The organism is Leclercia sp. Colony189, assembly GCF_009740165.1.
In the GTDB taxonomy this organism is placed as follows: Bacteria; Pseudomonadota; Gammaproteobacteria; order Enterobacterales; family Enterobacteriaceae; genus Enterobacter.
In genome coordinates this window covers 367,365-382,728 of record NZ_CP046557.1, presented here as the reverse complement: position 1 = coordinate 382,728, position 15,364 = coordinate 367,365, and the positions used below count along the sequence as shown (strand labels likewise).

Below are 15,364 nucleotides of genomic sequence, written 5' to 3'. Positions count from 1 at the left end.
TCCGGCGCCATGATCCTAGCAGTCGCAACCGGCAGCGACGGTCATCCCCATATCCGCGGGTTGCAATCATTAGTCGAAGCACTAGGCGATGATACGGCAGGACTCGTCAGGGATACGGTTTCCAGTGAAAGATTAGACTTATTGCTGCCGGCAGTAGTGTCAGCGTTGCCAGTGTGGCTGAAAGCAGCCCACCAATAATGGCAAATGCCATCGGTCCCCAGAAAACATCCCGGGCAATCGGCAGCATCCCGAGAATGGCCGCCGAAGCGGTCAGCATGATGGGGCGTGAACGGTGCAGCGCGGCGACTTTGATCGCCTCATCCGCAGTGAAACCATTTTTCATCCCCACATCCACTTCGCTAATAAGAATGACGGCATTACGGATGATCATCCCGGCCAGTGCAATGATCCCCAGCAGCGCCACAAACCCCATCGGTATGCCAAAAGGCAGCATAGCCACAACTATCCCAGGCAAACCAAACGGTGCCATCAGCAGGGCCAGCAGCATCGACGAAAAGCGTTGTAACTGAATCATCAGCAGTAACAGCATCACCATCAGCGTGACAGGCAATACCGCATACACTGAGCTGTTTCCTTTCTCCGATTCCACAACCACTCCACCTTCCTCCACACTGTAACCCGGCGGGAGACTCTCCCGGAAACCGGCAACCACCGGAGAGAGTGCCGATGACACGGTCTCTGCACGAACGCCGGGCGCGGTATCCGACTGAACCGTGATAAACGGCAACCGCTGCCGACGCCAGATAACCGGATCATCCAGCGTCCATTCTGGCGTGGCGACCTGTCCCAGGGGAACTTTATTCCCGGTCGATGATGTCAGCATCAGAGCATTCAGTAACGCCGGGTTTTGTCGTGAGGCTTCATTTCCCCGCAGCACCACATCAATCTGGCGGTTACGGTCGCGCAGGGTGGTCACGGTGGTTCCGGAAAACAGCGTGGCAAGCGTTCCTGCCAGTGACTGAGACGTCATGCCGGTGGCACGCGCCTGCGTCTGATCCACCCGCAGACGGATGACCCGCTCCGGTTCACCGGACGTCAGATTGACACCCCGGGTATCGGGATTGCGGGCAATCATCCCTGCCAGTTGCGTGGCCAGTTCACGTACACGGGTATTATCCGGCCCGGATACCCGGTATCTGACCGGCCAGCCCACCGGAGGGCCCAGCTCCAGTGTGGATACCCGGGTTGTGAGCGTACTGAAATCTTTCGACAGGATCTGCTCAAGCTGTTTCTGCAGCCGGTTTCTCGCCGCTTCATTTTTCGCCACTACGACCAGCTGGGCAATGTTCTCTTTCTGCAGCAGAACATCCATCGGCAGATAAAAACGCACAGCGCCGGAACCGATGTAGCTTGAGTAATGGTCAATATCAGGATTATCGCGCAACTTCGCTTCAAACTTCAGGACGTCGCGGTGCGTCTGTGCCTGGCTGACATTCTGCGGCAGAGTCAGGCTCACCAGCAGCTCCGGGCGATCGGACGCTGGGAAAAACTCACCCTGCATCAGCAGGGCTCCGCCCCCGGACAATATCAGTATCGCCAGGGCACAACCGAGTGTCTTGCGCCGGTGCTGCATCACCCGGTCGAGCAGGCGGGTATAATGACGGTGAAAGAAACTGTGCTTATGTGACTGATGTGAATGCTGTTCCGGCAGTAACCAGACGCCGGTAAGCGGCGAGAAAAGAACCGCAACCAGCCATGAGCTCAGCAGCGCTGTCAGTACCACCACAAACAGGGAGTAGCAGTATTCTCCTGCGCTCGATGCCGCAAATCCCACCGGTATAAATCCGGCAATCATCACCAGTGTCCCCGTCAGCATCGGGAACGCGGTGGTACGAAATACCTGCGTGGCGGCCACACTCAGGGCATCGCCAGCCTCAAGCCGCGACACCATGGCTTCTACGGTGATCATGGCATCATCAACCAGCAGTCCCAGTGCAATGATCAGGGCACCGAGGGAGATTCGCTGTAGCCCTATTCCGGCCAGTTCCATCCCGGTAAATGTCATGGCCAGCACCAGCGGAATGGCCACGGCGACCACCAGACCTGCCCGGCTGCCCAGCGAAACAAAAGAAACGGCCAGCACAATAATAACGGCCTCAACCAGCACCTGGACGAATCCTCCCACCGCGTCACTGACTACGGCCGACTGGTCTGCCACCTTCTCCACACTGATCCCGTAAGGAAGATGCGTGCGGATCCTGTCCATCGTCGCGTTCAGCGCCCGACCAAAATCAACAATATTTCCACCGCGAGCCATCGAAATCGCCAGCCCGAGTGCTGGTTTACCGTTAACCCTAAACTCCGGTGAGGGCGGATCTGCCTGCTGCAGTGTGACCGTGGCCAAATCGGTGAGTGGGATAAAACGGTTTCCGGTATGCAGCACAATTTGCCGCAGGCTGTCCACGGATGTGAAGGCGCCACTGACTTCCACCGACATATTTTCCTGTGATGTCCGGATACGTCCGGCGGGCGTGACGGCATTCTGTGCCTGCAGAGCCGCCGTCACCTGCTGAAGATCGAGTCCCATTCCCGACAGTTTCAGTGGATCAAAAGCAATCACCACCTGTTGTTCGCTGTCACCCAGCAGCGTAACTTTCCCTGTTCCCGGAACAGCCAGCAGAGATGTCCGGATATCATCGACGGTATCGCGTAACTGCCGGGGAGTGAAGCCGTCCGACGTGAAGCCATAAATTGTGCCGTATGTATCATCGAATTCATCATCCACGGCCGGGGTGGTGGTGCCGTCCGGCAGGGATGCCCGGATGTCGTCCATCTTTTTCCGCACGCTATACCAGATACCCGCAACCTCTGACGGCGGTGTGTCATCACGCAGGTTCACAAAAATCACCGACGAGCCCGGACGCGTGTAACTCTCGATATAATCCAGATGTGGGATTTCCTGGAGCTTCTTCTCCAGCGTGTCGGTGACGAAACTGACGGTATCTTTTACCGTTGCGCCCGGCCACTGTGCCGACACCACGGCGGTCTTAATGGTAAACGCCGGATCTTCGCTGCGCGGCAGATTTAGAAAGCTCATGACGCCTGTCACCGTGACCATCAGCATCAGAAAAGCCACCAGTTGTCGGTGGGCCAGTGCCCAGGCAGAAAGATTAAAACCGCCGGAAGCGTGCATAACATTTTTCATTTTTGGTTCTCCGTCAGCACGTTTTCCCCGTCACGTAACTGACTGACCCCGGCAGTGACCACCTGTTCACCGGCTGTCAGCCCTTTGCGGATGAGCACCGAATCGGTCATATAGGCCGCAATGTCAACGGGTGTCAGGCGCAGGCGATTTTTGCCGGTGTCCACCACGAACACTGCCGGTTTCTGTTCTTTCCTCGTCAGGGCAGATGCCGGTACCTGAAACACTTCACTGCCGCCCAGGGGTAATGACCCGGTGACCGTCGCCCCCATAGCCATTACCGCGGGTGCATTCTCAAGGTCATAGCGTACCCGCCAGGTCCGGGTCTGTGTGTCGGCCTGCGGGCTGATGTCACGCAGCGTTCCGGTTACCGACACCGACGGGTTATCCGCCATACGCAGGGTGAGTGTCTGCTGCTGTTTCAGGGTGTCAGCCAGAGCCCCCGGTACGCTGAAGACCGCATCACGGGCCCCTGACTGCGCCACCCGCAGGATTTCCTGTCCGGTGGTCACTACCTGTCCCGGACCGGCGCTGACGGTGGTGACCACCCCGGTAACCGGTGAGAGCAGTCGCGCATACCCCAGACGGTCCGCTGCACTGCTCAGGTCGGCCTGAGCGCTCTGCAGTTTTGCTGTTGCCGTGTCGCGGTTTGTGCGGGCCTCGTCAAGCTGAACCCGGGCAACCGCACCCTGCGGGGCAAGCAGCGTCATGCGTCGCAGGTTTATCTCAGCAAGCCTGGCGCTTGCCTCGGCTTCCTGTACTGCCGCCTGAGCACTGCGGTACTGATTACGCAAATCGGTATCATCCAGTTCAGCCAGTACCTGCCCGGCAACCACTGACTGCCCCACATCCGTGAGTCGTTTCACCATCCGGCCATCGGTACGGAAGCCGATAATCGTCTCTTCATGGGGCAATATTTCACCGGTCATCAGCGTCTGTCCGCCATGATTGCCGGCAGATACCTCCGTGGTCATCACCGGTCTTGGTGGGACATGGCGGGATACCGGCTCATTATCACAGCCGGTCAGTTGCAGGGCGAGGGCGAAAACCAGGGCTGAGCCCCGTCGCCAGAAAAGCAAAGACGCTATCAGGGGGATGAATGAATATGATGGCATGGCAGCCTCCGGAAAAAATGCTGCCATGAGTAAACCGCAGGTGTGTCCAGATACGTTCGACGAACCATCAAGATTTGGTCAAGAAAAGTGAAAAAGAAAACTCATACGGGCAGTTTCACCCGAAACAGGAGTCCGTTCCCCTCTTGCGGGATACTGGCGGTCAGCGTTCCGCCGTGAGACTCACAAATGGCTCTGGCAATCGACAGACCCAGTCCACTGCCTCCTGAATGACGGGAACGGGAAACATCAGAACGGGTAAACCGGTCAAACATCACCGGCAGAAAATCCGGTTCGACGCCCGCGCCGTAATCCCGGAAGGAGAACGTCCAGTAGCCTGACTGAACGGAACCCTGTATCGTTTGCTTCCCGCCTTCCGTCGCGTAACGCAGTGCGTTCTCCATTAAAATGGTAAAGACCTGTCCGATTCGCAGCGGGTCCGCACAACATTCTCCCGGAGGGATATCCGTGTCGTAACCGAAATGCCCGGCGGTAGCCTGTGGCCGTAGCCAGGCAATCTTTTCCTGCAGTAATCCGGCGGGTGAGAAGCGTTGTTTATTCAGCGTAAGCTGCCCTGCATCAGCCAGTGAGAGCAGGTGCAAATCATCAATCAGACGGCTGAGGCTCAGGAGCTGGTTCATCACCATATTCATCTGCGCTTTATCAGCCGGGAATACGCCGTCCATCATTCCCTGTAGACGGCCCACCGCGGCCGTCAGTGGAGAGCGCAGTTCATGCGCGGCTGCAACATGAGATGCCCGTAATTCCCGGTCATAACGTTCAAGTCTTTCGGCCATGGTATTGAAGTTCTGCGTAAACAACATCAATTCAGAGGGCGCACTTGCATCCATTTTTGAGCGAGTGGTAAAACGCCCCTGCGCTATCGCTGCGGAGGCTCGCGTCAGCAGACCGAACTGCCGGGCGAGAGGCCGGGCGGCCAGCAAACCGAGCATAATTATCAGCGGTGTCACAAACAGGACCAGCCCTCCCAGCGTCAGCCAGTCTGTTGACGCAATGGACGGATCTGAGAACTGCAGTCCGTACCAGTCATCAATAATTTCATGGTAACGGATGCGATTAAGATCGGGATTTTCCCGCAGATGCAGAAATTCCTGTCGTACCGCCTCCGGCATCCGATGCTGTACCCAGGCATCCAGCAGGGCAAAACGCAGCCACATGCACAGGGCGATAAGCACGACACTGCCGGCCGCCAGCGACAACACCCTGACGCAAATCCAGCGCCATAATGAACGGGACTCTCTTTTTTTCATGGCTGCAGATACCGGTAACCGATCCCTCTCACGCTGGTCAGCACACCGCTGACCCCCGCTTTTTCCAGTTTGCGGCGTAGGTTATAGATGTGTGTATCAACCACCCTCTCCAGCGCATCACTTTCCGGCAGGCAGTGTTCAAGCAGCGTCTGACGGGAACAGACGCTCCGGGGGCGGGTCATCATCATGTCCAGCAGTGAAAACTCGGTGGGGGTCAGCTCAAGGTGCACCCGGTTTTCATCGTGAATAACAGCGACTGACATGGTGTCCCGGTTGAGTTCAACGGCCCCCACCCGGCGATAATTTTCAGCGCTAGCATGCGCTGCCGCCCCACGCCGTAACACCGCCTGCACCCGGGCCACGACCTCACCCGGATCATAAGGTTTGACGACATAATCATCCGCACCGAAGCGTAAGGCCCCGATACGGTCCGGGGCCTCGCCCATTGCGGTGACCATTATCACGGGAACATCGGATTCGCGGCGCAGCCGGCTGAGTATTTCTGTTCCGGTCATACCCGGCAGCATGATATCAAGCAGAATAAGTGCAGGATGCTGGGTAAGGGCGGCTTCAAGTCCTGCTTTTCCATCATGGGCCAGTATGACCCCGAAGTTTTCACGGCGAAGATAGGCTTCGAGCACATTCGCCGCATCCCGGTCGTCCTCGATAATCAGAATACGTTTTGTGTTCATTCATTCTGCCTTGATGGTTTCTTGATGGTTTCCACGCTGAGTCTTGATAAAGCATCGTCATAATCCACTGCGGGTGGCCGGGCGGGTCACAGCTTACCGTAATGCATAAACATAAAACGAGGGATATATGATGGCAACGTATTCGTCTGTAACAGGGTGTACAGTGATCCTGCTGGCAGCGACCTGCGGGTCCGCTATTGCCGACAGCGGCAATCAGGATGGAGTGACGGTGGGGATAATGGGAGAAAACGCCCCCCGCTACAGTGGCGCGGATAAGCAGCACTGGACAGTGATGCCTTCCCTGCAGGTCCGTAAAGGCGCGTTTTTCTTCGACTCAACAAAAGGTATCGGTTATGACCTGCAGACGGATAATGGCCTCTATTTTGAAAATGCGTTCGGATACAGTTTTGGCCGTGCCGATCAAAATTCATCGTGGCGCGATGGTTCTGACAAACTGAAAGGAATGGGAAACATCCGTGGTGCACTGAACACGCAGGTTGCTGTTGGCTGGCAGGTGAACAGCTGGTTTACCCCGGAAATCCGTGCAACTCTGCCGCTGACGGATTCACAGGGGGTACAGTACCAGGCCTCGCTGACGCTCGTGCCCTGGCAGAACGACACAGATACGGTTGCCCTGCAGGGCGCGGCACTTTTTGGTGACGCCCGGTACATTAACACCTGGTACGGCGTTAATGCTGCCCAGAGCCGCACAACCGGTTTCCGGGAATACAACCGTAGCGCAGGATTTTATGCTACGCAGACTACCCTGAGCTGGCAGCATCAGTTTAATGAACACTGGGGCACCCTACTGGGCGCTTCATATGCCTGGCTTGCGGATAAAACCAGTGACAGTCCTGTTGTGTCAGCGCGAGACAATATCAGCGGTTTTGCTGGTATCAACTGGACATTCTGACACGCCAGGAACTGGCAGAGTCTCCGAAAAGTGGACTATCAGAAACATATATTTGAATGTTGATATCAGATGATGTTTTGCGAGTCATCTACTGGCTTGGAAATGGCTTCAAGCCCTGAGTGATATATCACCGGAAGATTACGAGCAGGAGCATGTACTATTACACTTTCAGTGGAGTGGATTATAAGCGCAGGATAATAGCATATGAGGACAGCATTAAAATTCATTACATTCCCAAATCCTTTATCTATATTCTCGCTAGTATAAAATCATGTATAGCGAAAGAAAACCCTAGCACCTTAAATAAGACCGCACCGACAGTCTTTTGCGCCGAGGTTCTTCTCCCCCCCATAAACAATGACCACGAAAATATCAGGAAAACTACGACATCACATGTCAGATGGGCCGAATCCCAGCTTAACCAGAATTGACGAATGAATACTTGAAAAATTTGACATAAATTGAATATCGTCATTCCATAATAGTATGGGCATAGTACGAACTGCCAGCTAGTTTGTTCCGTCCGTTGAGTCTCTAACTGACTATTATTTTAAGACTAACATATCAGTCTCTTTGATTTTTAGATAGCAATAATATTTGCTGATATTACTTCATTGAGTACTTCTACCGCCATACTGGCATCAAGATTCTTGACCGACACATAGACCTTTATATGAGCCTCCACGCTATCGAGAATTATCTCGAACGTACGGTCAAGCTCTTCTGGATAGTAGTTCATCACGCTGTCGAACACGCTATTGTACGATGCCCTGACAATCCCATTACATACCGTAAGGAATAAGGCGATATTTCTCATTCAGAACTGAATCACATGCGGTAGCAGGAGGATGAAAATCAGCTACTGAAGAAACAGGTGGCTGGCCTGAGTGTGGACAAGGAGATGCTTCAGGAGATGCTGAAGCAAAAGTTCTAAGGCCGGCACAGAAATACCAGTCGGTGCATTCTCTGCGGGAAGCATATCGTATCAACGCCTACCGGGGACGCGGGTTACTAATGCAAAGCAGAACTGTTTAACCGCCGCTATCGGACATAAATACTGGATTTTAATCTATTTAGAACTCAGAATGAGGTACGGGAGAATTACATTATGCTGGCTGAGGTAATACAATAACGAGCGGCCTCATGAATCTCTGAATAACCTGATACAGGAAGAGGTATCGGCTGATGACTGAAAACCCGGAGCTATCAAGAAGTGCATGGAACAAAAATGGCATGCTTAAACTTACAGCGTTTGGTTTACGTATACTTCGCTCTTCTTACTTTTTATGATGATAAATTTGGCATACCACCCTGTTCTTAATATATTTAAAAAAAACCAAATACTCCCTCCACAAATACTTGACGTCACATGATACATTAATGAGGCCTTAAAAGAAAAAACCGATGATTTAGTAAATCACACATAAATATTGAACACAATACATTTAACATAGAGAAAAAATTAGTGAGTTAAGTAATAGACATATTAAATCAAAACTACAACTCAAGACATCTAAACACCCCACCATGGTGCATAATAATAACAGAAATACTTCTAACCGTAAGGATACATGATAAAAAATGGTTACCACAGCGGGGAGGTAACCATTTTTAGTTAACTACTCTCTCGGAGGAAAACCTGCCTCACGTAAAGCATTAGCAACTTGTTCAGTAGATAAAGAAGTTTTCACTTCGATCTTACGAGTCGGTGGATCAGTTATGATACTTGCCTCAGGATCAATATTTTGAATCACTTTAGTCACTGTCCGGGCACATCCGCCGCATGTCATATTTTCTAGATGTAATTGCATATATATATCCTATTTAGTTGTAGTAACTTCAATGATAGAACTTGCCACCGTTGTAAGGTCAAGCCCTATCGCCAAAAATTTTCGTGCTTATATTCTCTGACTAAGCGTTTCACCTGAGGTGGGGATATATACTGCCCCAAAGTATTTCAAGTAAACCGTTCAGTTGTGCTTTCTGCCGGCTGTCGGGCAACAAGACGAAGACGTAGCAGTCCTCGCAGTAAAAGAAGTGGTTGCCGCGCCGTAACCCCTTATCCCTACGACAATGCAATACGCGGGCGGTTTTATCCCTCCACCCACGTATTGCCGACCTTATCGCCAGACAGTGGCGTTAACCTGCCCGGAGAGTTATGGCTTAGCCGGAGAGCTTTCTGTCCATCCGCCCCCCAGCGCTTTATACAAATTGACCAAATTGCTCATTCGCGCCAGTCGGGTCTGAACCAGAGTTTGCTGTGCACTGAACAGCGCTCGTTGCGCGTCAAGCTCCGCCAGATTATCGTCAATACCGGCCCGGAAGCGCTGTGAGGCCAATTCATAGTTAGCCTGGCTGGCCTGCACCAACAATTGTTCTGAACGGAATTGATCGTCCAGGGTTTGTCTGCCCGCCAGGCCATCAGCCACTTCGCGGAAGGCAACCTGAATCGCCTTCTCGTAATTCGCAATTTCGATGCGCTTTTGTACCTGGGCTAGGTCCAGATTGGCGCGCAGAGCGCCTCCCCGGAAAATAGGCAACGAGATTTGCGGAACAAAACTCCAGGCCGCTGACCCCGGCTCGAACAACCCGTCCAGACTCGAACTGGCCGTACCAGCCGATCCTGTCAAACTGATTGCCGGGAAAAATGCCGCGCGAGCGGCCCCGATATTGGCATTGGCCGCACGCAGTTGCTGCTCTGCCGCACGGACATCCGGACGACGCACCAGCAATTCTGCCGGCAAGCCCGCCGGCAACGCGGAAGGGATGATGTCATCGGGCAAGGTATTCGCCTTATCCAGGCTGGCCGAGAGTTCGGCCGTCAATGGCTGCCCTAAAAGCAAAACCAGTGCATTGCGATCCTGCGCCGCCACCCTCGTATAAGCAGCCTGACTGACTTCCGCAGTACGCAACGCAATCTCTGCGCGCCGCAAATCAATTTGCGTTGCATTACCCGCATCAAACAGCGCCTGGGTCAATGCGTAAGTCCTCTTTTGCGTGCTCAGCGTATCGTGAGCCAGTTGCAGCAACTCCTGATCCGCACGCAACGTCAGATAAGCGTTTGTCACCTCAGCGAGCAGGCTCAGCCTTGCCGCAATCCGTGTTTCATCCAACGCCAGGTACGTTGCCAGCGCCCGATCGCTGAGGCTACGAACCCGTCCCCACAAATCCAGCTCCCAGGCTGACACCGCACCATTAACGTCATAACTCCGCGTTATCTGCGTTGTACCACTCGGGCTGACATCTGCGGGCAGACGCTGCACGGTAGCGCCCGCATCCACATTCAGTGTTGGCAACATATCGGCACGACGGATCCGGTACTGAGCCCGCGCGGCCTCAACATCCAGCACCGACTTGCGCAGATCGCGGTTGTTTGCCAACGCGACCTCAAGTAATTGTTGCAACAACGGATCACGATAGAAATCGCGCCAACCGATATCAGCCACGGCAGTCTGAGCCGCTGAAACTGTTCCCTGAGCATAAGCCGCTCCCGAAGGATAGCTTGAGCTCGTTGGTGCAGAAGGCCGTTCGTAGTCCGGCGCCATAGTACAACCGGCCAATACCAGCGCCATCGCCAGCACCGAGAGTTTATTAATACGATGGTTCATTTCATACTCTGCTTTCATTATTCTCTCTCCGCCCGTCATGGCCGTGAATCACTGATTGCCCGCTGTGCCTGCTTGATTTCCCGGCGAATAACCAGCTTACGGACCACGACATAGAACACTGGCGTCAACAAGAGTCCGAACAGCGTCACCCCCAGCATCCCGGCAAACACGGCAATCCCCATGGCATGACGCATTTCCGCACCGGCACCGCTCGCGATCACCAAAGGCACAACCCCCGCAATAAATGCCAACGAGGTCATCAGTATCGGGCGCAGACGCAGGCGAGCGGCCTCCAGCACAGCAGCCAGAGGATCGACGCCTTCACTCTCTCTGGCGCGAGCGAACTCGACGATCAGGATTGCGTTTTTCGCCGCCAGTCCCACCAGCACCACAAAACCAATCTGCGTGAAGATGTTGTTATCTCCATTCGATAGCCAAACCCCGGCGATCGCGGAAAGTAATGCCATTGGGGCAATTAACAGCACCGCAAACGGCAGCGACCAGCTGTTGTATTGTGCGGCCAGGATCAGGAACGCCAGGAACACCGCCAACGGGAAGATATACAGCGCCGAGTTGCCAGTCTGCTTCTCCTGGTAAGTCAGATCGGTCCATTCGTATGTCATTCCCTCAGGCAGCGTTTCACTAACGATCTTCTCAATAGCTGCCGTTGCCTGTCCGGAGGAGTAGCCAGGCGCTGCGCCACCGGTAATATCCGCCGACGGATAACCGTTGTAACGCATAACACGGTCTGGTCCAGAGGTACGGGTAATGTTCACCAGCGTTCCCAGTGGGATCATGTCACCCGCGGCATTACGCACTTTAAGCAACCCGATATCTTCAGGCTGCATACGGAATTGCGCATCCGCCTGAGTGATCACCCGATACGTACGACCGAAGCGGTTAAAGTCATTTACATACAGCGACCCCAGATTCACCTGCAACGTATCAAAGATATCGGTCAGTGCGACGCCCTGAGACTTGGCTTTGACGCGGTCGATATCAACCTGCAACTGAGGTGCGTTGGTCTGGAAACTGGCCATCATCCCTGCCAGTTCAGGAGCCTGCATGGCCTTCGCCATAACCATCCCTTGAACACGGGTCAGCTCTTCAAAGCCAAGCCCTGCCCGGTCTTCGATCTGGAGTTTAAATCCTCCCATGCTGCCCAGCCCCGGTACCGGTGGTGGCGGGAAGATCCCGACAAAACCGTCAGGTATCTGGCTAAATTTCCCCATCAGGCTACCGGCAATAGCCTCGGCAGACAGCGAAGGATCCTTACGTTCACTGAAGGGTTTCAGCATGGTAAACATCAATGCGGAGTTAGGCATGTTAGGGCCGTTTACCGACAACCCAGGAAACGCCACGACGCTTTCCACTCCAGGTTCCGCCAGCGCAATTCGGGACATCTCTTTCACTACGGCTTCCGTGCGATCCAACGAGGCGCCGGAAGGCAATTGAGCAATCCCAACCAGATAGTATTTGTCCTGAGCGGGCACAAAACCGTTAGGAACCTGCTGGAACCCCAACAGTGTCAGGCCCAGGAAACCGGCATACAGCACCAGCACGATGATACTGCCGCGTACGGCCCGGCGGACTGCGCCAACGTAGTTGTTCGACAATCTATCGAAGAAAGCGTTAAAGCGACGGAAGAAACCACCGAATACGCGATCCATGATGCGCGTCAACCTGTCGGCCTGCGCCATATCCTGATGGGGTCTAAGCAGAACCGATGCCAGCGCCGGCGACAACGTCAACGAGTTGATCGCAGACAAGATCGTCGAAATGGCGATGGTCAGCGCGAACTGGCGATAGAACTCCCCCTGCAATCCTGACAGGAACGCAGAAGGAATAAACACAGCAGCCAAAACGGAAGTAATGGCTAAAATAGGGCCAGTCACCTCGTCCATGGCCCTTCTTGCCGCTTCTTTCGGAGAACGGCCCTGTGCAATATGCCGTTCGACGTTTTCAACCACCACAATGGCATCATCGACAACGATACCAATCGATAACACCAGACCAAACAACGACAGCGTGTTGAGCGAAAAGCCGAACAAATACATGAGGGCGAAAGTACCGACCAACGAAATAGGTACCGCGACCAGAGGGATGATCGAAGCCCGCCAGGTTTGCAGGAACAGCATCACCACCAGTACCACCAACACCGTCGCCTCCAGCAACGTCATTGCCACTGATTTCAACGAGGCGCTGACAAACACTGTCGGGTCATAAGCGATACGGTATTCGATACCTTCCGGGAAGTTGGCCTGCAGCCTCGCCATCGTCGCCCGAACCGAGGCAGAGACGTCCAGCGCATTGGCGCCTGGCGTCATAACGATGTGCATACCCACGGCATTTTTATCGTCCAGCAGGCTGCGCAGGGAATAGTTGTCCGATCCCAATTCCAGACGCGCAACATCGCGCAGGCGGGTAACCTGCCCGTCAGCGCCAGCTTTGATCACGATATCGCCAAACTGCTCAACGGTGGTCAGACGCCCCTGGGCATTGATACTGACTTCGAAGGCTGAGGAGCTGTTCGGCTGTTGACCGACAGAACCGGCCGCGACCTGGACATTCTGCTCACGAATTGCTGCGGTCACATCACTGGCCGTCAAACCGCGGGAAGCGACTTTGGTCGGATCCAGCCAGACGCGCATCGCGTATTCACCCTCGCCCCCAAGCGTGACGCTGGCAATACCTGGCAAGCGTGATAGCTCATCACGCACGTTCAACATGGCATAGTTGGAAACATAAAGCGGATCGTAGCGATCGCCCTGTGCAAATATATGCACAACCATGAGGATATCCGGTGACGTTTTCTCCGTCACGACACCGATCTGCTGCACCTCAGTCGGCAAGCGCGGCAAGGCCCGAGAAACCCGGTTCTGCACCTGAATCTGCGCAATATCGGGGTCGGTTCCCTGCCGGAATGAAATCGTCAAGACCATTCGACCGTCGGCAGACATCTGGGAACTCATGTACAACATGCCTTCCACCCCGTTGATTGCCTGTTCCAGTGGAGCAGCAACGGTGTCAGCAATCACCTTAGGGTTAGCACCAGGGTAGCTTGCCGAAACCTGCACGGTAGGCGGTGTTACCGATGGGTATTCACTCAGCGGAAGCTGAAAGAAAGCCAGAGCGCCAGCTATCAGCATAAACACCGATAACACAATCGCGAAAATAGGCCGCTGGATGAAGAAGTGTGGGAATTTCATTATTGGCCTCCCCCTTCAACGGAGCCGGCTTTTTCCCCCTCGCTAACCGACGCGCCAGAAGCCTGCATCGGGGTCAAACGCGGCGTCACCGCCATACCGGGACGCACCAGCCCCTTGATAATAATGTTCTCACCGGCTTTCAGGCCACTCTTGACCACGCGCAAACCATCAACCACCGCGCCCAGCTCAATCGGGCGATACTGCGCCTTATTATCCGCACCCACCACCAGGACATAGTTGCGTCCCTGATCGCTCCCTATCGCCTGATCGTCAATCAGAATCGCCTGATGTGCCGCACCGGTGGCCAGCTGCACGCGGGCAAAGGCACCTGGCGTCAGTTTCCCATCGTCGTTAGGGATTACGGCACGTACCCTGACAGTACCGGTACTACGATCGATCTGATTCCCGACAAAATCGAGCGTTCCCTGATGCGGGAAACCTTTTTCTGTCGCCAGCCCAACATGCACGGGTAAACGCTCTTCCACCTTGTTAACTGCGTCAGGACGTGCCTTGCTGACTGAATTAAGGAACGTCGCTTCGTCAATATCAAAGTAAGCGTATAGCGGATTGACGGAAACAATCGTTGTCAATAGCGTCGCAGATCCCGTACCACCGCCGCTGACCAGATTTCCCTCAGTCACCAGCATGCGATCCACGCGGCCGGTAATCGGTGCCACCACGCGCGAATAAGACAAGTCCAGTTTCGCCGCCGCAACCTCGGCCTTTGCAGCCTGCACCTCAGCCTGACGAGCATGACGTGTAGAAGCGGCGTCATCGTAATCTTTCCGGGATACCGCGCCATTGTTCACCAGCCGACCAACTCGTTCAAAATCGCGATTGGCCTGGATAGCCAGCGCTTCTGCCTGCTTGAGTCGTGCTTGCGCGCTGTCAAGAGCCACCTGGAATGGACGAGGATCAATTTGGAACAGCAGCTGCCCCTGACGCACCATGCTGCCTTCAGGTACGCTGACAGCGTCGATGGTACCGCCAACGCGTGGGCGTAGCTCTACGGTTTTTGGGGCCGCCAATGAACCGGTAAACTCTGCCGAAGGGACTATCTGACGCGAGAGCACTTCGGCTACGGGAACCTGGGGAGCCATAGGTGCGGCCGCTGCGGCCGGCTCATCGTTGCCGCCACTATCCCGGGCAAACGCAATCCCGGCAGTGGCGATGATTGCGGCCGACACAATCAGAACCCCAATTTTCATTTTCATAACAGTGATCCTTTCATACGCCACAGGCAGCCCCGGCCCATCCGAAAACGGCGCTGTAGCAATTTCTTACAAGGCTAAAGGTTGATGTTACTGGAAGGTCAAGCACACCAATTAAAAAAAATGAAAAACATCCAATCAGGCTTAATTAATATTTAATGTGTAAGCGTTAAACGAGCGCCGTA

General features: G+C 54.3%; 9 protein-coding genes. 1 reads left to right on the top strand and 8 read right to left on the bottom strand.

The window, feature by feature from the left end:
- Positions 1–106: 106 nt before the first annotated feature.
- From GNG29_RS01820 to GNG29_RS01805, 4 genes are all read right to left on the bottom strand, one after another.
- A complete protein-coding gene (locus tag GNG29_RS01820; protein ID WP_016154444.1) occupies positions 107–3,166 on the bottom strand; it encodes an efflux RND transporter permease subunit in 3,060 nt (1,019 codons plus the stop codon).
- Complete coding sequence (locus GNG29_RS01815; RefSeq protein WP_009652501.1) at positions 3,163–4,278, bottom strand: efflux RND transporter periplasmic adaptor subunit; 1,116 nt, start codon at positions 4,276–4,278, stop codon at positions 3,163–3,165. Before GNG29_RS01815 ends, GNG29_RS01820 begins: the two co-directional genes overlap by 4 nt.
- A 101-nt stretch (positions 4,279–4,379) precedes the next feature.
- The gene (locus GNG29_RS01810; protein ID WP_009652412.1) at positions 4,380–5,546 is read right to left on the bottom strand and encodes a cell wall metabolism sensor histidine kinase WalK; all 1,167 of its coding nucleotides are present in this window, start codon (positions 5,544–5,546) and stop codon (positions 4,380–4,382) included.
- Positions 5,543–6,238 (bottom strand): response regulator, encoded by a 696-nt coding sequence (locus GNG29_RS01805; RefSeq protein WP_009652481.1) that lies wholly within the window; start codon positions 6,236–6,238, stop codon positions 5,543–5,545. Before GNG29_RS01805 ends, GNG29_RS01810 begins: the two co-directional genes overlap by 4 nt.
- A 127-nt stretch (positions 6,239–6,365) precedes the next feature.
- Here GNG29_RS01805 and GNG29_RS01800 point away from each other — a divergent pair, with 127 nt between their 5' ends.
- A complete protein-coding gene (locus GNG29_RS01800) occupies positions 6,366–7,151 on the top strand; it encodes a MipA/OmpV family protein (protein ID WP_016154445.1) in 786 nt (261 codons plus the stop codon).
- A 1,619-nt stretch (positions 7,152–8,770) separates the two neighbouring features.
- On the opposite strand, the gene GNG29_RS01795 is transcribed toward GNG29_RS01800, so the two are convergent.
- From GNG29_RS01795 to GNG29_RS01780, 4 genes are all read right to left on the bottom strand, one after another.
- A complete protein-coding gene (locus tag GNG29_RS01795; protein ID WP_373887364.1) occupies positions 8,771–8,941 on the bottom strand; it encodes a heavy-metal-associated domain-containing protein in 171 nt (56 codons plus the stop codon).
- 366 nt (positions 8,942–9,307) lie between these two features.
- A complete protein-coding gene (locus tag GNG29_RS01790; RefSeq protein WP_009652383.1) occupies positions 9,308–10,777 on the bottom strand; it encodes an efflux transporter outer membrane subunit in 1,470 nt (489 codons plus the stop codon).
- 17 nt (positions 10,778–10,794) lie between these two features.
- Positions 10,795–13,968 (bottom strand): efflux RND transporter permease subunit, encoded by a 3,174-nt coding sequence (locus GNG29_RS01785; RefSeq protein WP_009652455.1) that lies wholly within the window; start codon positions 13,966–13,968, stop codon positions 10,795–10,797.
- Positions 13,968–15,182, bottom strand: coding sequence for an efflux RND transporter periplasmic adaptor subunit (locus tag GNG29_RS01780; RefSeq protein WP_009652401.1), 1,215 nt, complete (start codon positions 15,180–15,182; stop codon positions 13,968–13,970). Before GNG29_RS01780 ends, GNG29_RS01785 begins: the two co-directional genes overlap by 1 nt.
- Positions 15,183–15,364 lie beyond the last annotated feature (182 nt).

What these genes read in the sequence shown, in the direction of transcription:
- GNG29_RS01800 (WP_016154445.1), top strand. Translation starts at nt 6,366, where the DNA reads ATGATGGCAACGTATTCGTCTGTAACAGGGTGTACAGTGATCCTGCTG.
- GNG29_RS01815 (WP_009652501.1), bottom strand. Translation starts at nt 4,278, where the DNA reads ATGCCATCATATTCATTCATCCCCCTGATAGCGTCTTTGCTTTTCTGG.
- GNG29_RS01805 (WP_009652481.1), bottom strand. Translation starts at nt 6,238, where the DNA reads ATGAACACAAAACGTATTCTGATTATCGAGGACGACCGGGATGCGGCG.
- GNG29_RS01820 (WP_016154444.1), bottom strand. Translation starts at nt 3,166, where the DNA reads ATGAAAAATGTTATGCACGCTTCCGGCGGTTTTAATCTTTCTGCCTGG.
- GNG29_RS01780 (WP_009652401.1), bottom strand. Translation starts at nt 15,182, where the DNA reads ATGAAAATGAAAATTGGGGTTCTGATTGTGTCGGCCGCAATCATCGCC.
- GNG29_RS01785 (WP_009652455.1), bottom strand. Translation starts at nt 13,968, where the DNA reads ATGAAATTCCCACACTTCTTCATCCAGCGGCCTATTTTCGCGATTGTG.
- GNG29_RS01810 (WP_009652412.1), bottom strand. Translation starts at nt 5,546, where the DNA reads ATGAAAAAAAGAGAGTCCCGTTCATTATGGCGCTGGATTTGCGTCAGG.
- GNG29_RS01790 (WP_009652383.1), bottom strand. Translation starts at nt 10,777, where the DNA reads ATGAAAGCAGAGTATGAAATGAACCATCGTATTAATAAACTCTCGGTG.
- GNG29_RS01795 (WP_373887364.1), bottom strand. Translation starts at nt 8,941, where the DNA reads ATGACATGCGGCGGATGTGCCCGGACAGTGACTAAAGTGATTCAAAAT.